Here is a 17,577-nt window from a genome sequence, read left to right on the forward strand (position 1 = left end):
CAGCGGTCCTGCCCAGGGAGAACACGACGGCACCGCCCCAGCACTGTCCGCTTGCGGACACCTGGACTGTCCGGTTCCGGACACCGCCTTGCCGCGTCGCGGGCGGCCCGCTTAGAGTCGCGCCCGCCCATGACCATCCTGATCCTTGACGACGACCCCGACGTGGCACTGGCAGCGCGGCTGGCGCTGCGCAGGCTCGCGCCCGTGGCCATGCGGCACTCGCCCGCCGAACTGACGGCGGCCCTGGACGAGATCCAGCCGGACGTGCTGCTGCTGGACATGAACTTCACGCCCGGCGCCAGCGACGGCGAGGCGGGCCTGGCACTCTTGCGCGAGGTCGTCGCGCGCCAAGGCAAGTTGACGGCACCGGCCGTGATCGTCATGACGGCCTACGCGGAAGTCGAGCTGGCCGTGCAGGCGCTCAAGGCCGGCGCGGTGGACTTCATCACCAAGCCCTGGACCAACGAACGCCTGGTGGCCTGCGTGCAGGCGGCGCTGGCACGGCGCGCACCCCCTCAAGCTTCAACGGCGGCGGGCGAGCTGCTGGGTACCTCGGCTTCGATGCAGTCGCTGCACGCGCAGATTGCCCAGGTGGCGGTCAGCGACGCCAGCGTGCTCATCCTCGGCGAGAACGGCGTCGGCAAGGAGCTGGTGGCACGCGCGCTGCACCGCGCATCCCGGCGCGCCGAGGGCCCGCTGCTGGCCGTGGACATGGGCGCGCTGCCCGAGGCGCTGGTGGAGAGCGAGCTGTTCGGCCACCGCCGCGGCAGCTTCACGGACGCGCGCGAATCGCGGCCCGGGCGCTTCGTCGCGGCGGCGGGCGGCACGCTGTTCCTCGACGAGATCGCCAACCTGCCGCTGGCCAGCCAGGCCAAGCTGCTGGCCGCGCTGGAGCGGCGCGAGGTGACGCCGCTGGGCAGCGACAAGCCGGTTGGCGTGGACGTGCGCGTGCTGGCCGCCACCAACGTGCCCGAGGCCGAGCTGTTCGACACCCGACGCTTCCGGCCCGACCTGCTGTACCGCCTCAACACCGTGGTGCTGCGCGTGCCGGCGCTGCGCGAGCGCGGCGCCGGCGACGTGACGCTGCTGCTGCGCCACTACCTCGCCCACTTTGCGCAAGGCAGGCCGGCGCGCGACATTGAAACCGAAGCCTTGCTGCGACTGTGCGCCTATCGGTGGCCGGGCAATGTGCGCGAGCTGCGCCAGGCCTGCGAGCGCGCGACGCTGCTGGCGCGCGGGCCGGTGTTCAGCTTCTCGGACTTCGGCCTGACGGACGTCGTCGCGCCGGCATTGGTCGAGCCAGGGCTGGACCTCGCCCAGCGCGAGCGCGAAGCCGTGCAGGCGGCGCTCGCGCAGGCCGACGGCAACATCAGCCAGGCGGCCAAGCTGCTGGGCGTCAGTCGCGCGGCGCTGTACCGGCGGCTGGACAAGCATGGTCTCTGACAAGGCGCGCGCGGCCCTCGCGGCCCTGGTGCTGGCGGCCGGTTCGGCCGGCGTCGTCGCGACGCTGGACTCGCCGCGCGGGGCGGTGGCGTGCGCGCTGGCGGGCCTGGTCGCCGCCGCACTGGGCTGGGCCGCGCTGGGCCGCCTCGCCCACCCGCCCGCGCCACCGCCCGAGCCGCCACCGGCCCCGCGGCCCGACCTGGACGCCGCGCTCGAGCATGCACCGCTGGCGCTTTGGCGCCTGACGTCCGGCACGCAACCGCTGGCATTGAATGCCGCCGCGCGCCGCCTCGTCGCGCCCGGCCGCGCCGTCGAACCCGCGTCGCTGCTGGCGCTGCTGGACGCCGAGCCGGGCAGGCGTGTCGTCACGCTGCCCACGGAGCATGGCCAGGAGCGCGCCGTGCTGGCCGTGTCGGCGCTGACCGTGCAGGGGCAGGCCTGGCGGCTGGCGGCACTGGCGCCCATCGAGTCCGAGCTGGAGACCGAGGCCCTGGCCGCCTGGCGCCAGCTGGTTCAGGTGCTGACCCACGAGATCATGAATTCGCTGACGCCCATCGCGTCGCTGGCCGCCAGCGCGCCGGCGCTGCTGGAGGCCGGCGAGCACGAGGAGCTGCAAGCGGCCCTGGCGGCGCTGGCGCGGCGGGCGGCGCATCTGCAGGGCTTCGTCGAGCGCTATCGCAGCGTCAGCCAGCCACCGGCGCCAACGCTGGCCGACACGCCGCTGCTGCCACTGCTGCAGGCCGTGCAGCGCCTCGTCGCACCGGCCTGGGAGGCCGCGAGCGGCCGCGTGGACATCGCCGTCGAGCCCGCCAGCCTGGCCCTGCGCACGGACGCCGCGCAGCTGGAGCAGGTGCTGATCAACCTGGCGCAGAACGCGCTGCAGGCCAGCGCCGAGCGGCCGGCGCCACGGCTGCTCATCGAGGCCACGCTGAGCCGCGGCGCGCGGCTGCGGCTCACGGTGGCCGACAACGGCCCAGGCATCGCGCCGGGGCTGGAGGGGCGCATCTTCACGCCCTTCTTCACGACGCGCGCGGGCGGCAGCGGCGTGGGCCTGGCCGTCGTGCGCCAGCTGGTGCACGGCCTGGGCGGCACGGTGCGCCACGCCAAGCGGCCCGGTGGCGGCGCCTGCTTCGTGCTGACCTTCTGATGCACGCGCAACGAAGCCGGCGAATCGTGCGGATATGGCGGCTTTCCTCGGTGGTGCGGCCATGTGGCGGGTGTTAGGCTGCCTGCTGTCACACCCCGGGGATGGAGATGTTTCACGAGTTGCAGGAGTTGCTGGGCGCCTATCTGATGCCGGTGCTGATCGCGATACCGCTGGCCATCATCGTGCTCATCGCCGCCTTCAAGCGTGACGACTACCGGGCGCCGCGCGAGTACACGCAGCCGCCGCGCCCGCCCGGCGGCATGCCGCGGGCGACGGCGCCGGTCGTGCTGCCGCCGCTGCCCGTGTCGCCCAATGCCGGTCCGTCCATGGCCAGCCCTTTCGTCACGGCACCGACGCCCATGCAGCCGCCGGCCCCTGAGCCCGTCGTGCCCGAAGGCCCGCCCACGGTGCTGGTGGCCGACGACTCGGCCGTCGTGCGCACCAAGCTCAGGCGGCTGCTGGAGGGCGCAGGCTTCGTCGTCGTGCAGGTCAATGACGGCAACGAGGCCCTGAACCAGTTGGAAGACAAGCCGGAGATCGCCGTGCTGATCACGGACCTGGAGATGCCCAACAAGGACGGGTTCGAACTGATCGCCGACGTGCAGGGCAGCCTCGCGACCGAGGACCTGCCCGTCATCGCCATCACCGGCCACGACGAGCTGCATGGCCGCGTGGGCCAGATCGAGGGCGTCTACGGCATCTTCAAGAAGCCCTGGAACGACCGCGAGCTGCTCAAGCGCGTGGAATCCCTGGTGCATCTGCGCATGGCCGCCGGCCGGCGCGGGCGCCGCGTCGGTGACCCGCGCCCGCCGGCCAGCGCGTGAACGAGTCGCCCCACGGCGCAGAGCCGGGCTGGGCCGAACTGCAGTCCATCCGCGCGCTGACCCTGGTCGTCTGCGCCGGCCAGGCCGCGGGAGCCGTCGCAGGCCTGCTGTACCCGCGCTACCCGCATTGGTTCGAGTGCCTGTGGCACGGCGCAGCGCTCGCCACGCTGCCGGCCTTCCTGGTCGGCATGGTCGTGCAGGCACGCCTCAGGCCGGGCAGCCTGGGCGAGAACGCGGCCCTGGTGCGCCGCTTCGCGCTGATCTCCGTGCTGCTGAGCGGCGTCGCCATCGTGGCGCCACTGCTGGGCGCGCACTGAGCGCCTCTTCAGCTGGATCTCGCCCGGCCTGGCCGCCGCCGACCGGCTCGCGCCGGCGACGCCCGTCCCGCAGATCACGGGGGAGGGCTGAGCGCGTCGTCAGCCCGCGGCGGCCTGGGCCCGGGGGCTGATCAGCGCGGCCGCGCTCACCAGCGTCAGCGCCATCAGCAGCACGGGCAGGACCTGGCGCGTGGCCGGGTCGAACAGCAGGCCCGCCAGCGCCAGTGCGGCGCTGCTGGTCAATGCGTCGCTGAGCTGCAGCGACGAGGTGTTGCGGCCCTGGCTGTCGGGCGGCGAGAGCTGCAGCAGCAGCACCGACAGCATGGGGAAGGACAGGCCTATGCCAAGGCCTACCGTACTCCAGCCGGCAAACACCAGGCCCGAAGGCAGCGCGAACAGCAGCGGCGCGATGACGATGACCAGGCCCAGCGCCGTCAGCGCGAAGCCGCCCGGCAGCAGCAGACGCCTCGACTCGGGCCGCTGCGTGCGCGCCTGCAGCGCGCTGCCCATGCTCCAGGTCACGGCGCCGGCGCTGAGCGCCATGCCGGCCTGCGTGAGGCTCCAGCCGAAATGCTGGGTCAGCAGCAGCGGGAGGAAGGCCTCGGCGCTGGCAAACGTCGCCGCGATGAGGCCGCGCAGCAGGATGACCGTGGGCAGGCCGCGCGCCGCGCTCAGCGTGCCCGCGGGCAACAGCAGCCGGGCGGCGATGCCGGCGGCCGCGAGACCCGCCACGAACAGCAGGGCCGCGCCACTGCCGCTCTGCTGGCTGGCCGCATGCAGCATCAGCGCGCCGCCGCTGGCCAGCAGCGCCCAGCGCATCGCTCCCCAGTGCAGCGCTGCGCCGCTGCCGGTGCCCACGTGCCTGAGGGCCGGCAGCATCATGGCCGCGGCCACCGGCACGGCGGCAGCCACGGCCAGGAAGACCGAGCGCCAGCCGAGGAACTGCACGAGGAAGGACGCCAGCGCCGGGCCGACGAGGCCGGGCACGACCCAGGCGCCCGCGAACATCGCGAACAGCTTGGGATGCAGTTGCGGCGGCACAACCCGGCCGACGCCGACGTACAGCGTCACGCCCAGCACGCCGCTGCCCAGGCCTTGCAGCGCGCGGCCGATCACCAGCATGGGCATGGATGACGCGAAGCCGGCCAGCAGCAGGCCGGCGAGGAAGGCCACCAGCCCGGCCAGCGCCGCGCGGTAGGGCCCGCGCTTGTCGCAGAGCTGGCCGGCGGCCGTCATGCCCAGCACCGAGGTCGCCAGCGTGGCGCCGAAGGCCAGCGCGTAGTAGCGCAGGCCGTGCAAGGCCTCCGCCACGGCCGGCATCGCCGTGGCGACGGCGATGGACTCGAAGGCCAGCATGGAGATCAGCGCCACGGCGCCCAGGCAGGCGGCGCGGCGGCCGGGGGCGAAGAGCCTGTCGGCGGCGGTGGCAGGGGTAACGGGATCGGAAAGATTCATGGAGCGAAGCCTAAAAGCTGAAGCCAACTTCAAGTCAAGCAGGCCGGGAGAGGGGCGCGCGACAATCGGGGCATGTCAGTTTCCGTGTTGCACTGTGCCTCGGCCGGCTTCGAGTCGGCCTGCCGCATTCCCGCCTTGCCCGCCACGCACCGCAGCCATGGCCTGCACGGCCACAGCTATTTCGCCACCGTGCGCACGGCGCTGCCGGCCGGTTGGGCGGCCTTCCCCGGCGGCGAAGTGGAGGCGCTGCGCGCGCGCATGGCCGACACCGTCGCGCCGCTGGACCATGAGCTGCTGAACAATCACCTGGCCGAGCCCACGGACGAGAACCTGGCGCGCTGGGTTCGTTCGCGGCTGGACGTGCCCGGCATCGTTCAGGTGGGCGTGCAGAGCACCACGCACAGCGGCGTGGACCTGGACGGCGCCGGCCATGCCCATGTCTGGCGGCGCTACCGCTTCCAGGCCGCCCACCAGTTGCCCCACGTGCCCGCCGGTCACCAATGCGGCCGCATGCACGGGCATGGCTTCGAGGTCATCCTGCATGCCAACGCCGACCTCGGCGAGCGCGACCTGGCCATTGACTACGACCACCTCGACGAAGTCTGGGCACCGCTGCACTTCGAGCTGAACTACCGCTGCCTGAACGACATCGACGGCCTTGCCAACCCGACCAGCGAGAACATCTCGGCCTGGCTGTGGCACAGGCTCAAGCCGGCACTGCCGGAGCTGAGCTGGGTGACCGTCTACGAGACCGGTTCCAGCGGCGCCAACTTCAACGGCCAGAGCTACCGCATCTGGAAGGAGATGACGCTGGACAGCGCCGTCCGCATGCAGCACGCGCCAGCCGGCCATCCGCTGGCCGGCATCCACGGCCACACCTTCACGCTGCGGCTGCACCTGGCCGCGCCGCTGGACCAGGTCATGGGCTGGACGGTGGATTTCGGCGACGTGAAGGCCTTGTTCAACCCCATCTTCAAGCGGCTGGACCACCACCCGCTGTTCGAGATCGCCAACTTGCCGGACGGCGACGCGGCCAGCCTGGCCGCCTGGGTGCTGCACGAGGGCGGCAGCGTGCTGCCGCAGATCGACCGCGTGGACCTCTACGAGACGCGCGGCTCGGGCGCCATCGTCAGCCGGGCCAACTCGGAAGAACTGATCCCGGTATGACTTATTCCGTCAAAGAGCTGTTCTACACGCTGCAGGGCGAGGGCGCCCAGGCGGGCCGCGCGGCAGTGTTCTGCCGCTTCGCCGGCTGCAATCTCTGGACCGGCCGCGAGCAGGACCGCGCAACGGCGGTCTGCACCTTCTGCGACACGGACTTCGTCGGCACCGATGGCGTGGGCGGCGGCAAGTTCGCAACGGCCGAGGCGCTGGCGGACACCATCGCCAAGGCCTGGCCCGGCGGGGGCCGGCCCTATGTCGTCTGCACCGGCGGCGAACCCCTGCTGCAACTGGATACCCCGCTGATCGACGCCTTGCACGCACGCGGCTTCGAGGTCGCCGTCGAGACCAACGGCACCCAGCCCGCGCCGCCGGGGCTGGACTGGATCTGCGTCAGCCCCAAGGCCGATGCGCCGCTTGTGCTGACCTCCGGCCATGAGTTGAAGCTGGTCTACCCGCAGCCACTGGCCCGGCCGGAGCGGTTTGCGCACCTGGACTTCCAGAACTTCTTCCTGCAGCCGATGGATTCGGTGCTCAGGCGCGAGCACACCCAGGCAGCGGTGGACTACTGCATGGCGCATCCGCAGTGGCGGCTGTCGGTGCAGATGCACAAGGTGGTGGGCATCGCCTGACGCCGGCGGCCGCGCACGAAAAAGGGAGCCATGCTCCCTTTTTCGTTGGTGCGGCCCCGCGTCAGAACCGGTAGCCGATGCCGAACTTGATGGACACCGGATCCAGCGTCGTCTCTATGGTCTGGCCAGTGGACAGGCTGCCCGTCGTCTTGATGAAGGTCTTGGTGACCGACAGGCTGGCGGACCAGTCCCTGGTGACGTTGACGGCGCCGCCCAGTTCCAGCGTCGTGCCCATGCGGCTCTTCATGGACAGCGTCGTCGGGTTGCTGGGCGTGCCGCCGGTGATGCCCGACAGCGCGGCCGTGGCGCGCGGCTTGAAGAAGTAGCCATAGGTGAGGCCCGCACCGACGAAGGGGCGGAACATGCTGTTGGCTTCGCCGAAGCGGTACTGGGCCAGCAGCGTGATCGGCAGCGCTTTGACAGTGCCGAGCTTGCCCACGCCGTCGATGGCGCCAGCACCGACGACGTCGTGCTTGAACGGCAGCGACAGGGGCAGGTCGATGCTGATGTTGTCGGTCCAGTAATAGGTGATGCCGCCGGCGACCTGGCTGGCCTTCTTCACGTCAACCTTGGTGCCGGGCAGGCTGGGCGCGGTCAGGTCACCGCTGTCGACCTTGGGGTTGATCTGCACGGCGCCGCCATAGACGACGATGCTGCCGGCCGACTGCGCCAACGCGCCGCAGCTGGCGACGAGGGCGGCCACTGCAGCAACCGCACCGGGGAGAAGCTTGGTTTTCATGGGTTGTCTCCGAATGGGTGGGGCCGAGGCTTAGAGCCAACCCTTGGTGGCCAGGGACTTTGCGATCAGCTGCTGGGTCAGCTGGTGGCCGTAGGGCGTGGGGTGGAAGCTGTCGGAGAAGGCATAGCTCTTCCACCAATTGGCGCCGCCGCTGACGCCGGCGGGCGGCGCGGCGGACAGGGCGGCGGCCGTGCACGAGGGGAAGTCGTAGACGGGCAGGCCGTCGCTGCCCAGGCCCGTGATCGGGCAGGCGGGCGTCTTCACGTTGCTGAGGCCGAACTGGGCCGGCGAGGCCACCTCGTCCTGGATGCCCTTGTAGAAGTCGACGACGATGACGCTGTCGTTGCCGGCGAACTTGGCGGCCAGCTCGGTATTGAAGGCCGTCATCCAGCCCTGGAACAAGGCCTGTGACTGCGCGCGGGCCGTCGCGCCGGCGCTGCCACCGCCGCTGGCCTGGGCAATGGAGTCCAGCACCATCTGGAAGCGCGGCGTGATGGTCACGTCGGGCACGTTCATGACGATGACGTGGGTGGCGCCCTTGTCGAGCACGCTGGCCTTGATCTGGGCGGCGAACTTGTCGGCCAGGGCCGTCATGTAGGTGCCGCCGATCTGGGCCACCGTCGCCGCGCCGCCCTGCAGCGCAGCGCCGATCTGCGCGGGCGTCAGCAGCGTGCCGAGCAGGGCCGAATAGGACTGGGCGCCGTCCTTGGGAATGGCCAGGTAGGCGCCGACGAGGTCGGCCGCGTCATTGCCGCCGCCGTCGATGATGACCAGGTCGCTGGCCGTGTAGCCGGCGGCCGACGCATAGGTGGCCATCTGGGTGCCGACGTTCAGCGGGTTGGCCGCGCCGCCGGCACCGGTGTAGGTGATGCGGCCACCGCCGATGGCGAAGTTGGTGCAGCCCGTCTTGGCCGTGTTGGCCGCGAAGGTCGTGCCGGTGAAGACGAAGAAGTTGCACAGCGTCTGGCCGTAGTTGGCCGCGATGCGCTCCGCGTAGATCAGGTTGTCGGGGCTTTGGACGGTGAACTTGTAGCCGAAGGTGCCGCTGTCCTGCAGCGAGTCACCGAACACCTTGACGGACGAGATCTTGATCGCCGGCGTCGTGTCGGCTGAGGCACCACCGCCGCAACCCGCCACGAGCAGGCTGCCCAACAGCGCCGCCGATGCGACGGCAATCCGGGTGAGGAAGGGTTTCATCGTTGTCTCCTGGGCGACAGCGCGACACGGCCGCATGAAATTCCGGGAGGGCAACTCTAGCTGTGGCTTCTCCCGGCGCTCGTTTGTTTATCCCATCGATTCACGTAAAGAAACAAGACTGAAGGCTTGGGGAAGGTCTGTGCTGACCCCCGGTTGAGGCGGAGTCCGGGGCCTTGGCAAGTCTGTGGATGGCGCTGGGACAACTTCATAGATATCCACAGGCCCCAGGCCTTGCGCAAAGTTGTTCCCAATTGCGCACCGCGTCGTCCCGGTTGCGGCGCACAGCCTTGTGCCGCAGCCAAATGCTTGCCACGCAAGGACTTTCCTAGCTTGTCCACAGCGCGGAGCGACCTCTACTACGACCACCACTTTGAAATCTTGAATACCGTTTGGAATACGTTGGACACTTCCAACATGGATATTTCCGCGCTGCAGCATCGCCTGCGCCAGTTCGCCACCGACCGCGACTGGCAGCCCTACCAGACCCCCAAGAACCTCGCGATGGCCATGACGGTGGAAGCCGCCGAGCTGCTGGAGATCTTTCAGTGGCTGACGCCCGAGCAGTCGCGGGCCCTCGACGACGAACAGCGTCGCCACCTCGGCGAGGAGCTGTCCGACGTGCTGCTCTACCTGGTGCAGATCGCCGACCATGCCGGCGTGGACCTGGAAGCCGCCGTCGAGCGCAAGCTGGCGATGAACGCCATCAAGCACCCGCCCAGGTCTTGAAGACGATGGAAACCATCGCTGTTGTCGACTTCGAGACCACCGGCCTGGGACCCACCAGCGGCGGGCGTGCAACCGAGATCGCGGCCGTGCTGGTGCGCGACGGCGTCGTCATCGATTCCTGGGCCAGCCTGATGAACAGCGGCAGCTGGGTGCCGCCCTACATCCAGGCCTTGACTGGCATCACGAACGAGATGCTGGCGGACGCGCCGGAGTCGACCAGCGTCATGCGCGAGCTGGCCCGCTTCACACAGGGCTGCCCGCTCGTCGCGCACAACGCGTCTTTCGACCGGGGCTTCTGGCAGGCCGAGATGGCGCGCGCCGGCATCGCGCCGGACCCCGCGCATGAGTTCGCCTGCACGGTGCTGCTGTCGCGCCGCCTCTGGCCCGAGGCCAAGAGTCATGGGCTGGGCGCGATGACGCAGTTCCACGACCTGCGCTTCACGGGCCGCGCCCACCGCGCGCTGGCCGATGCCCGCGTGACGGCGGAGTTGTTACTGAAAGTTCAGGCGGAGGTGGGTCGGCGCTTCGCGCTCGACCTGGGCGACGCGCCCGTGGACCATGCCCTGCTGGCACAGCTGCAGCGCATGCCCTTGCGCGGGCTGCGGCGTGGCTTGGTCGACCATCTGAAGGCACAGGGCCGCGTCACTGGGGTGCAGGAAAAATTTCTGTCAAGGGCCTCGTCGGAGGCGATGGGCTAGGACAATCTCGCCCTTTCGTCCCCGTGCCATTGCTCAAGAGTTCCATGTCCGTGATCCAGGTTCGCCCCGCCACCCTGCGCGATGCCAAGGCCATCGCCGAGATCCATGTCGCCGCCAGCCAGGATGCCTACAAGGCCCTGCTGCCCGCGGCCGCGCTGGATGCGATGTCGGTGCAGAAGCGCCAGGCCTTCTGGCGCGAGGCCATCGACCTGTGCGAGCCGCAGGTCATCGTCGCCCACCTGGACAACAAGATCATGGGCTTCGCCGGCTTCGACCGTTCCCGCGACAAGGGCACGCCGGCCACCACCGGCGAGGTCTGGGCGCTGTTCGCCAGCCCCGAACATTGGGACAAGGGCGTGGGCCTGGCGCTGTGGGATGCCACGCGTGACGGCCTGCAGGAAGAGGGTTGCACCAAGGCCACGCTGTGGTGCTATCTGCGCAACGAGCGCGCGCTGCGCTTCTTCGAGCTGGCCGGCTTCAAGCGCGAGCTGGGCAGCGCCCGCACGACGGAAGTGGGAGGCGCCCGCGTCGAGGAGATCCGCCTGCATCGCTCGCTGGTCTGAAGGCCGCGCACAAGGGCAAAAGCGCCCCATGGGGCGCTTTTGCCATTTCTGAGGGATCGCCCTCAGGTCGCGTAGCCGCCGGTGGCCAGCGCCCAGCCATCGGTGGCATCGTCATGGCGCTGCACATGCACCGGACTGAGCCTCTTGGCCGCTGCACGTTCGACCAGTGCCTCGGCCTGCTCGGGCGTCAGCTGCAGCGCGAAACGCGTCCAGCGCTTGTTCACCAGCAACTGGGCCCAGGCGTCCTCCAGCGCCCAACGGATCTGGTGCGGCTCCCGCAGCTCCGCCGCGGCCAGCACGCGCGGGGCGAGGGCGAGCAGGAAGCGGTTGAAGTCGGTGCGGAGCTGATCTGTCGGCAGCAGCGCTTCCAGTCGGCTCAGGCGGGCGCTCCAGCCCGGCGTGGCGAGCTGGCGGGTCACGAAGGCCTGCAGGGCCTGGATGGGGTTGAACAGGCGCAGCCGGTTGGGCGGTAGCACGCGCAGCGGGATACGCGCGGCGTCGGCATGGTTCAGCGGCGTGACGAAGCTGCTCAGCACCGACAGGCGTTCCCAGTCGGCCTCGGTCAGGCCCGCGATGCGCGTGACGGTGCCGGCCGCGCAACAGGCGGCCATGTCGGCCAGGGCCTGGTGGCCGTGGCTGCCCTTGGCCCGGTTGGCGCGGCGGCTCATGACGGCCAGGTTGCCGGCCGCATAGCCGGCGTCGTCGCGGACGCGGTCGATGCTGCGGTTATCCTCGGCCAGCGGCTCGCGGGTGATGGGGCAATGCGGGGTGTCGAGCTGGGCCAGGTGGTGGGGCGTGAGCTGGATGTCCTCGAAGCTGCGGCCGCGCGTCCAGGCATGGGTGCGCAGGGCCAGCCACAACTCGACCTGCGGGCTGACCGGCGTGCGCACCGGGCGGCCGCGGGCGGCCAGCCAGCCGCGCTGCAGCGGCGATTGCGGGTAGAGGTGCGCGATGGGCGGTGTGAGGCCGTGCAGCGCATAGTCACGGCCCAGGGCCAGGCCGATGCGCTCGTGGGCGCTGGCCTCACGCGAGGCGGCAGGGGTGTCGTTCAGTCCCAGGTCGAACTGGACCAGGGCGGGGCGGGCGACTTGGGTGGTGTTGAGGGCGGCTTGCATGAGGGCTCCTTGGACTGAGGCTCGCCGACAGGTCGCGGGCCTTGGAAAGCAGTCTGTGAGCCAGCTGGCTCATGAGATGATCCACCGGGAAACCACTGTGAATATTTTCAGGAGCCGGACCTCATGGACCGTACCGAGCGCTTCTACAAGATCGAGCACCTGATCCGCTCGCGCGGCTGCGTGTCCTTCGCCGATCTGATGGCGGCGCTGGAGGTGTCGCCCGCGACGCTCAAGCGCGACCTGGCCTATCTGCGCGAGCGGCTGGACGCGCCCATCGAGTACGACGCTGCCGACAACGGCTACCGCTTCGGCCAGCAGTGGCGCGGCGGCAAGCATGAGTTGCCGGGCGTCTGGTTCAACGAGGCTGAGCTGCATGCGCTGCTGACCATGCAGCAGATGCTGGCCGGGCTGGACGAGCAGGGCGTCGTGGGCCGCCATCTGCAGCCCATGTTCGACAAGATCACCGGCATGCTGGGTGTGGACGCGGCCGAGGCCGACGAGTTGCGGCGCCGCGTGAAGCTCATCGGCACGGCGCGGCGGCGCATGGCCAGCGACAGCTTCGAGACCGTGGGCAGCGCCGTCGTCAAACGCCGCCGGCTCGCCATCCGCTACCGCAAGAAGCGCGACGGCGCGTGCAGCGAGCGGGAGGTATCGCCGCAGCGCCTGGTGCATCACCGCCATGCCTGGTACCTTGACGCCTGGTGTCATGCCAGCGACGCCTACCGCCGTTTCGCGCTGGACGGCATCGAGGGCGCGACGTTGCTGGACACCGAGGCCAGGGCCGTGCCGCTGGCTGAACTGGAGGCCGAGCTGGATCAGGGCTACGGCATCTTCGCCGGCGGCACGCCGCGCGAGGCCGAGCTGCTGTTCAGCGCCGCGGCGGCGGCCTGGGTGTCGCGCGAGGAATGGCATCCGGCCCAGCAGAGCGAGTTCCTGCCGGACGGCCGCTGGCGGCTGCGCCTGCCCTATGTGGACGATACGGAGCTGCTGATGGACCTGCTGCGCCACGCCGGCCAGGTGGAGGTGGTGGCGCCAGAGGCCTTGCGCGAGGCTCATGCGCAGCGGTTGCGGCAAGCCGTTGCAGCCTTGTAGGAAAAACGGCCTTCGTTTGCGAAGCGTCATGCCGGTGGCGTTCAATCGCGCTAGGCTTGGCCCCTGTTTGATCCCCCCGACCGAGGAGCCCGCGATGAGTGACGCAACCCAGGCGAAGGAAAAATTGGCCGCCGATTTCCGTGCCGTGATGGAAGACATCGATGCGCTGATGACGGCCACCACGAACAAGGCGGACGGCGAGGTCAAGGCCTTGCGCGCCCGCATCCAGGACCGGCTCTCCGGTGCCAAGGAGAAGTTGCTGGATGCACAGCACGAAGCCGTCCAGCGCGCCAAGGATGCCGCCACCGCTACCGACGACTATGTGCATGCCAAGCCCTGGCAGGCCATCGGTGTCGCGGCAGCGGTGGGTCTGGCGCTGGGCGTGCTGATTGGCCGCCGTTGAGCCTCGCTTGAGCGACGACAAGGAACCCGTCTCCGAGCCGCTGCGGCGGCTCGGGGCCTCGCTGCTGACGCTGGGCCGCATCCGGCTCGAGCTGTTCGCTATCGAGGCCCAGGAGGAAAAGGAGCGCATCGCCGCCCTGCTGCTGTGGGCCGTGCTGGCCGCGCTGCTGGCGGGTTTCGGCCTGCTGCTGCTGCTGCTGCTCGTCATCGTGGCCCTGTGGGACAGCCATCGCATGCTGGCTCTGGGCGGTGGCACCCTCGTGCTGATCGCCGCGGCCATCTTCGCGGTGCTCAAGGTCAAGGCCTTGATCGCCCAGCCGGCCAGCCTGTTCCAGTCCAGCATCGGCGAACTGCGAGCGGACGCCGACGCGTTGCGGCGCCGGCCGGGGCCATGAGCGCCACATCGGGCCGCCTCGGGCCGGTGCATCCCCGCCGGGCGGGACAGCACGTCATGCGAAGGGTGAGGCGGTGATTCCCCGCATTCCTGCCGACCCGGCCCGGCGGGCCGAACGCAAGGCTGACCTGCTGCTCGCGTCCGAAGTGCTGCGTGGCCAGGCCGCGCTGGCGGTGGACGATCTCGGCGGTCGCGCCGACGGCTGGGCGCTGCGGCTGCTGGCCTGGCGCAATCTGCTGTCCAACCCCCTCTTGCTCGCCGTGGCCGGCGGCGCGGCGACCCTGTTTGCCGGCGCCGGAAAAAGATACCGGGGGCGCCTCTGGCGCGGCCTGCGCTGGGCCTGGCTGGCGTGGCGCGTCTGGCGCAAGGGCTAGACCCGGGGGCTGTCCCGGCCCCGCGTATGGGCCGGCGTGCCGTCCAGCTCGTGCAGCCAGGGCATGGCGGAGTCGCGCCAGACCTGGACCCCGGGCTTGAGCTGGGCGCGCTCGTTCACGCAGCCCAGGCGGATGTTCAGCGTCCTGGGCATGTCGGCCTCCGAAGCGAACAGCTGCGTTCCGCAGTCGCCGCAGAAGGCCTGGGCTCGGCGGTTGCCGCTGGCTGCCACCTTCACGTACTGCTTGGGCGTTCCCTGCATCTCGACCTGCTCGACCGGAACGGGCAGCACGGCCCGGAAGGGGGCGCCGGAGAGGACCTGGCAGTCGCTGCAATGGCAGACCATGACCTTGGTCGGGTCCGCCGTTGCCGTGAAACGGATGTTGCCGCAATGGCATTGGCCGGTGATTTTCAAGAGGGCTCCTCGGTTCAGTTCTCGGCCGCGTCCAGCCGCTTCATGCGCTCGCTCTGCCAGTAGACATCGTCACCGCCCAGGCCGTCGAGATTGGCGCGGTTGAGCACGCGGGCCAGCACGAAGAGCAGGTCGGACAGGCGGTTCAGGTACTGGCGCGGCGCGGCGTTGATCGCTTCGCTTGCGGCCAGCGTGATGACGGCGCGTTCGGCGCGGCGGGCGATGGTGCGGCAGACATGGGCGATGGCCGCGCTGCGCGTGCCGGCCGGCAGGATGAATTCCTTGAGCCGCGGCAGGTGTTCGTTGTAATGCGCCAGTGCCTCGTCCAGGCGCAGGACGGCGGCGGCCTTCAGCAGCGCACCGCCGGGCCAGGAGAGCTCGCCGCCGAGGTTGAAGAGCTCGTGCTGGATGGTGACGAGCAGTTCGCGCACGTCGTCGGGCAGCGGCTCGGCCAGCAGCAGGCCGAGGTTGGAGTTCAGTTCGTCGACATCGCCCATGGCCTGTACGCGCAGGTGGTCCTTGGGGACACGGCTGCCGTCGCTGAGGCCGGTGGTGCCGTCGTCGCCGGTGCGGGTGGCGATCTGGGAGAGTCGGTTGCCCATGGTGGTCCTGGCGGATGCAAAACCGCCATTCTCGTCACGCCGTCAATGCCGGCGGCCGCTGCGGTGGAAGTCGGGCTTTTGCGGCGGCGCGGCATGTGGGTGCAGGCCGGGGTTGCCGGGCGGGCGCTCGGCGGTGGGGCCGGGCGGCGGCGCCTCGCCCATGCCAGGCGGACGGTCCGTCAGCTCTCGCCAGCGCGCCACCAGCACGTCGAAGCGCAGGGCCCCGAGCACGATCAGCGCGATGGCCAGGATCAGCAGCAGCCAGGTCAGGTTCATGGTGGTCGCCCCCGGTGTGGACCTGCCCATGCTGGCACTGTCGGCGACGCGCTGCAACACAATTGGCTGATGTGGATCAGGAGAGTCGCCGATGAACGCGCCCACCCCCGTTGATGCCGGCCCCGCGCCACTGCCGCCGGCCCTGCTGGCGGCGCTGCAGGCCGAGTTCGGCGCGCGCTGTTCGACGGCGCTGGCCGTGCGCGAGCAGCATGGCCGCGACGAATCCGTCTTCGACGTGCCGCCGCCGCAGGCCGTCGTCTTCGCCGCGAGCGAGGCCGAGGTCGCACGCGTCGTCGCGCTGTGCGCGGCCCACCGCGTGCCGGTCATCCCCTATGGCGCCGGCTCGTCGCTGGAGGGCCATCTGCTGGCCGTGCAGGGCGGCATCAGCCTGGACCTGTCGCGCATGGATTGCATCCTGCGTGTGGACGCCGAGGACTTGACGGTCACGGTGCAGCCGGGCGTGACGCGCAAGGCGCTGAACGAGGCGCTCAAGCATGAGGGCCTGTTCTTCCCCATCGACCCCGGCGCCGATGCAAGCCTGGGCGGCATGGCCGCGACGCGTGCCAGTGGCACGAATGCGGTGCGCTACGGCACGATGCGCGAGAACGTGCTGGGCCTGCGCTTCGTGTCGGCCGCGGGCGAGGTGCTGCGCTGCGGTTCGCGCGCGAAGAAGAGCAGCGCGGGCTATGACCTGAAGAGCCTCATCGTCGGCAGTGAGGGCACGCTGGGCGTCATCACCGAGCTGACCGTCAAGGTGCATCCGCTGCCCGAGGCCGTGTCGGCCGCGGTCTGCTTCTTTCCCGGCATCGATGCGGCGGTGCGTACGGCCATGCAGGTCATACAGATCGGCGTGCCCATCGCCCGCTGCGAGCTGCTGGATGTCAATGCGATCAAGGCCGTCAACGCGCACGACGGGCTGGGGCTGAAGGAGGCCCCCATGCTGCTGATGGAGTTCCATGGCAGCGCGGCCGGTGTGGCCGAGCAGGCGGCCACGGTGCAGGAGGTCGCGGCCGACCATGGCGGCGATGCCTTCGAATGGGCCACGACGCCCGAGGCCCGTACGCGGCTGTGGACGGCTCGGCATCACGCCTACCTGTCGGGCCTTCAGATGCGCCCCGGCTGCCGCGCGGTGACGACGGACACCTGTGTGCCCATCTCGCGGCTGGCCGAGAACATCCAGGCCAGCGTCGCCGAGGTCGAGGCCGCCGGCTTGCCCTACTTCATCGTGGGCCATGTGGGCGACGGCAACTTCCACATGGCCTATCTTCTGGACCCGGCCCGGCCCGAGGAATTGGCGACGGCCGAGCGGCTGAGCGCGCAGATGGTGGCGCGTGCGATCGCGCTGGAGGGCACCTGCACCGGCGAGCACGGCATAGGCCTGCACAAGCAGCGTTTCCTGCTCGACGAGACGGGCGCGGAGGCGGTGGCCGCCATGCGGGCCGTCAAGCAGGCGCTGGACCCGCTGGGCATCCTCAACCCCGGCAAGGTCTTCCGCTGCGGCGCCAGCCCGTACTCGCGCTTGAAGGCCGTCTCCGACTCGTAGCCCACGTCGGCCGCCACGGCCATGCGCCAGCGCGCCAGGTAGCGCATTGGCGCCAGGCCCAGGTAGTGCGTGAAGCGCTCCGCCAGCACCGAGCGCGAGCTGCCGGCTTCGCGCGCCAGCGACTCCACCGTCCACGCGCGGGCGGGCTGGCCGTGCAGCAGCGCCAGCGCCCGGTCGACCAGCGGGTCACGCAGCCCGGCCAGCCAGCCCAGCTGCTGCGGCGCCAGCGTCTCGACATGGCGGCGCCGCGCCGGCTTGACAACCCGGCGATCAACACGCCGGGCTCGGAGACGCGGGCGTCGCTGTCCACCGGCGGCACGCGGCTGTACTTCGGCTGCAGGCGCAGCCCTGACGACCCGGGCGACGTCTTCGCCGGCACGCGGTTGAAGCTGCGCGAATAGCCGCGGCCACGGGCCGCCGGGGGCGCAGGCGCGCCCCATCCCCAAGCCGAACGGTGCGGCTTGTTG

Annotated in this window: 22 protein-coding genes; 15 read left to right on the plus strand and 7 right to left on the minus strand. The window is 70.5% G+C overall.

From position 1 onward, the window contains the following. The first annotated feature begins 129 nt into the window (after positions 1-129). From JOY88_RS02605 to JOY88_RS02620, 4 genes are all read left to right on the plus strand, one after another. Positions 130-1,443: a sigma-54-dependent transcriptional regulator gene (locus JOY88_RS02605; protein WP_293500144.1), complete on the plus strand. Its 1,314-nt coding sequence runs from the start codon at positions 130-132 to the stop codon at positions 1,441-1,443. Beyond that, positions 1,433-2,590 carry a sensor histidine kinase gene (locus JOY88_RS02610; RefSeq protein ID WP_293500145.1) on the plus strand — a complete coding sequence of 386 codons (1,158 nt, stop codon included), beginning with the start codon at positions 1,433-1,435 and terminating at the stop codon, positions 2,588-2,590. Before JOY88_RS02605 ends, JOY88_RS02610 begins: the two co-directional genes overlap by 11 nt. 101 nt (positions 2,591-2,691) lie before the next feature. Then, complete coding sequence (locus JOY88_RS02615) at positions 2,692-3,414, plus strand: response regulator (RefSeq protein WP_293500147.1); 723 nt, start codon at positions 2,692-2,694, stop codon at positions 3,412-3,414. Beyond that, a complete protein-coding gene (locus tag JOY88_RS02620) occupies positions 3,411-3,731 on the plus strand; it encodes a hypothetical protein (RefSeq protein ID WP_293500149.1) in 321 nt (106 codons plus the stop codon). Before JOY88_RS02615 ends, JOY88_RS02620 begins: the two co-directional genes overlap by 4 nt. Positions 3,732-3,830: 99 nt before the next feature. Here the strand turns inward: JOY88_RS02620 and JOY88_RS02625 are convergent, their stop codons facing one another. Further along, positions 3,831-5,186: an MFS transporter gene (locus tag JOY88_RS02625; RefSeq protein ID WP_293500150.1), complete on the minus strand. Its 1,356-nt coding sequence runs from the start codon at positions 5,184-5,186 to the stop codon at positions 3,831-3,833. 72 nt (positions 5,187-5,258) lie between these two features. Between JOY88_RS02625 and JOY88_RS02630 the strand changes: the two genes are divergently transcribed. Together JOY88_RS02630 and queE are read left to right on the plus strand one after the other, a co-directional pair. Continuing rightward, positions 5,259-6,353: a 6-carboxytetrahydropterin synthase gene (locus tag JOY88_RS02630; protein WP_293500151.1), complete on the plus strand. Its 1,095-nt coding sequence runs from the start codon at positions 5,259-5,261 to the stop codon at positions 6,351-6,353. Next, the gene (queE, locus tag JOY88_RS02635; protein ID WP_293500153.1) at positions 6,350-6,979 is read left to right on the plus strand and encodes a 7-carboxy-7-deazaguanine synthase; all 630 of its coding nucleotides are present in this window, start codon (positions 6,350-6,352) and stop codon (positions 6,977-6,979) included. Before JOY88_RS02630 ends, queE begins: the two co-directional genes overlap by 4 nt. Positions 6,980-7,040: 61 nt before the next feature. Here queE and JOY88_RS02640 read toward each other — a convergent pair whose 3' ends face one another. Together JOY88_RS02640 and JOY88_RS02645 are read right to left on the minus strand one after the other, a co-directional pair. Further along, entirely contained in the window at positions 7,041-7,718 is a 678-nt protein-coding gene (locus JOY88_RS02640) for an OmpW/AlkL family protein (protein WP_293500155.1), read from the minus strand. 30 nt (positions 7,719-7,748) lie between these two features. Continuing rightward, positions 7,749-8,915, minus strand: coding sequence for an SGNH/GDSL hydrolase family protein (locus JOY88_RS02645; protein ID WP_293500157.1), 1,167 nt, complete (start codon positions 8,913-8,915; stop codon positions 7,749-7,751). Positions 8,916-9,329: 414 nt separating this feature from the next. On the opposite strand from JOY88_RS02645, the gene JOY88_RS02650 reads away from it, so the two are divergent. From JOY88_RS02650 to JOY88_RS02660, 3 genes are read left to right on the plus strand one after another with little or no spacing between them, the layout of a single operon-like run. Further along, positions 9,330-9,641 carry a nucleotide pyrophosphohydrolase gene (locus tag JOY88_RS02650; protein ID WP_293500159.1) on the plus strand — a complete coding sequence of 104 codons (312 nt, stop codon included), beginning with the start codon at positions 9,330-9,332 and terminating at the stop codon, positions 9,639-9,641. A 5-nt stretch (positions 9,642-9,646) separates the two neighbouring features. Continuing rightward, positions 9,647-10,339, plus strand: a complete 693-nt coding sequence (locus tag JOY88_RS02655) for a 3'-5' exonuclease (RefSeq protein ID WP_293500161.1) — start codon at positions 9,647-9,649, stop codon at positions 10,337-10,339. 44 nt (positions 10,340-10,383) lie between these two features. After that, positions 10,384-10,902 carry a GNAT family N-acetyltransferase gene (locus JOY88_RS02660; protein WP_293500163.1) on the plus strand — a complete coding sequence of 173 codons (519 nt, stop codon included), beginning with the start codon at positions 10,384-10,386 and terminating at the stop codon, positions 10,900-10,902. Between the two features lie 62 nt (positions 10,903-10,964). Here JOY88_RS02660 and JOY88_RS02665 read toward each other — a convergent pair whose 3' ends face one another. Next, on the minus strand, positions 10,965-12,017 hold the full coding sequence (locus tag JOY88_RS02665; protein WP_293500165.1) for a hypothetical protein: 1,053 nt from the start codon (positions 12,015-12,017) through the stop codon (positions 10,965-10,967). Between the two features lie 123 nt (positions 12,018-12,140). Between JOY88_RS02665 and JOY88_RS02670 the strand changes: the two genes are divergently transcribed. The 4 genes from JOY88_RS02670 (at position 12,141) to JOY88_RS02685 (ending at position 14,279) form a co-directional block, all read left to right on the plus strand. Next, positions 12,141-13,109, plus strand: coding sequence for a helix-turn-helix transcriptional regulator (locus tag JOY88_RS02670; protein ID WP_293500167.1), 969 nt, complete (start codon positions 12,141-12,143; stop codon positions 13,107-13,109). A gap of 94 nt (positions 13,110-13,203) precedes the next feature. Beyond that, on the plus strand, positions 13,204-13,512 hold the full coding sequence (locus tag JOY88_RS02675; RefSeq protein ID WP_293500169.1) for an ElaB/YgaM/YqjD family protein: 309 nt from the start codon (positions 13,204-13,206) through the stop codon (positions 13,510-13,512). A gap of 7 nt (positions 13,513-13,519) precedes the next feature. Continuing rightward, positions 13,520-13,906: a phage holin family protein gene (locus JOY88_RS02680; protein ID WP_293500171.1), complete on the plus strand. Its 387-nt coding sequence runs from the start codon at positions 13,520-13,522 to the stop codon at positions 13,904-13,906. Positions 13,907-13,979: 73 nt separating this feature from the next. Further along, entirely contained in the window at positions 13,980-14,279 is a 300-nt protein-coding gene (locus tag JOY88_RS02685; RefSeq protein ID WP_293500173.1) for a hypothetical protein, read from the plus strand. Here the strand turns inward: JOY88_RS02685 and JOY88_RS02690 are convergent. The 3 genes from JOY88_RS02690 to JOY88_RS02700 are packed head-to-tail and all read right to left on the minus strand — an operon-like array spanning position 14,276 to position 15,567. After that, entirely contained in the window at positions 14,276-14,692 is a 417-nt protein-coding gene (locus JOY88_RS02690; RefSeq protein WP_293500174.1) for a GFA family protein, read from the minus strand. The two genes, JOY88_RS02685 and JOY88_RS02690, sit on opposite strands and share 4 nt — an antisense overlap. A gap of 14 nt (positions 14,693-14,706) precedes the next feature. Then, entirely contained in the window at positions 14,707-15,291 is a 585-nt protein-coding gene (locus JOY88_RS02695; protein WP_293500175.1) for a cob(I)yrinic acid a,c-diamide adenosyltransferase, read from the minus strand. Between the two features lie 42 nt (positions 15,292-15,333). Then, entirely contained in the window at positions 15,334-15,567 is a 234-nt protein-coding gene (locus tag JOY88_RS02700) for a hypothetical protein (RefSeq protein WP_293500176.1), read from the minus strand. Between the two features lie 91 nt (positions 15,568-15,658). On the opposite strand from JOY88_RS02700, the gene JOY88_RS02705 reads away from it, so the two are divergent. Continuing rightward, entirely contained in the window at positions 15,659-17,110 is a 1,452-nt protein-coding gene (locus tag JOY88_RS02705; protein ID WP_293500177.1) for an FAD-binding oxidoreductase, read from the plus strand. 65 nt (positions 17,111-17,175) lie between these two features. Next, entirely contained in the window at positions 17,176-17,511 is a 336-nt protein-coding gene (locus JOY88_RS23170; protein WP_524539179.1) for a hypothetical protein, read from the plus strand. Positions 17,512-17,577 lie beyond the last annotated feature (66 nt).

The organism is Roseateles sp., from assembly GCF_019237615.1.
In the GTDB taxonomy this organism is placed as follows: domain Bacteria; phylum Pseudomonadota; class Gammaproteobacteria; order Burkholderiales; family Burkholderiaceae_C; genus Pelomonas.

What these genes read in the sequence shown, in the direction of transcription:
- JOY88_RS02645 (WP_293500157.1), bottom strand. Translation starts at nt 8,915, where the DNA reads ATGAAACCCTTCCTCACCCGGATTGCCGTCGCATCGGCGGCGCTGTTG.
- JOY88_RS02615 (WP_293500147.1), top strand. Translation starts at nt 2,692, where the DNA reads ATGGAGATGTTTCACGAGTTGCAGGAGTTGCTGGGCGCCTATCTGATG.
- JOY88_RS02660 (WP_293500163.1), top strand. Translation starts at nt 10,384, where the DNA reads ATGTCCGTGATCCAGGTTCGCCCCGCCACCCTGCGCGATGCCAAGGCC.
- JOY88_RS02675 (WP_293500169.1), top strand. Translation starts at nt 13,204, where the DNA reads ATGAGTGACGCAACCCAGGCGAAGGAAAAATTGGCCGCCGATTTCCGT.
- JOY88_RS02705 (WP_293500177.1), top strand. Translation starts at nt 15,659, where the DNA reads ATGAACGCGCCCACCCCCGTTGATGCCGGCCCCGCGCCACTGCCGCCG.
- JOY88_RS02605 (WP_293500144.1), top strand. Translation starts at nt 130, where the DNA reads ATGACCATCCTGATCCTTGACGACGACCCCGACGTGGCACTGGCAGCG.
- JOY88_RS02695 (WP_293500175.1), bottom strand. Translation starts at nt 15,291, where the DNA reads ATGGGCAACCGACTCTCCCAGATCGCCACCCGCACCGGCGACGACGGC.
- JOY88_RS02655 (WP_293500161.1), top strand. Translation starts at nt 9,647, where the DNA reads ATGGAAACCATCGCTGTTGTCGACTTCGAGACCACCGGCCTGGGACCC.
- JOY88_RS02650 (WP_293500159.1), top strand. Translation starts at nt 9,330, where the DNA reads ATGGATATTTCCGCGCTGCAGCATCGCCTGCGCCAGTTCGCCACCGAC.
- JOY88_RS02700 (WP_293500176.1), bottom strand. Translation starts at nt 15,567, where the DNA reads ATGAACCTGACCTGGCTGCTGCTGATCCTGGCCATCGCGCTGATCGTG.
- JOY88_RS02665 (WP_293500165.1), bottom strand. Translation starts at nt 12,017, where the DNA reads ATGCAAGCCGCCCTCAACACCACCCAAGTCGCCCGCCCCGCCCTGGTC.
- JOY88_RS02610 (WP_293500145.1), top strand. Translation starts at nt 1,433, where the DNA reads ATGGTCTCTGACAAGGCGCGCGCGGCCCTCGCGGCCCTGGTGCTGGCG.
- JOY88_RS02630 (WP_293500151.1), top strand. Translation starts at nt 5,259, where the DNA reads ATGTCAGTTTCCGTGTTGCACTGTGCCTCGGCCGGCTTCGAGTCGGCC.
- JOY88_RS02640 (WP_293500155.1), bottom strand. Translation starts at nt 7,718, where the DNA reads ATGAAAACCAAGCTTCTCCCCGGTGCGGTTGCTGCAGTGGCCGCCCTC.
- JOY88_RS02670 (WP_293500167.1), top strand. Translation starts at nt 12,141, where the DNA reads ATGGACCGTACCGAGCGCTTCTACAAGATCGAGCACCTGATCCGCTCG.
- queE (WP_293500153.1), top strand. Translation starts at nt 6,350, where the DNA reads ATGACTTATTCCGTCAAAGAGCTGTTCTACACGCTGCAGGGCGAGGGC.
- JOY88_RS02625 (WP_293500150.1), bottom strand. Translation starts at nt 5,186, where the DNA reads ATGAATCTTTCCGATCCCGTTACCCCTGCCACCGCCGCCGACAGGCTC.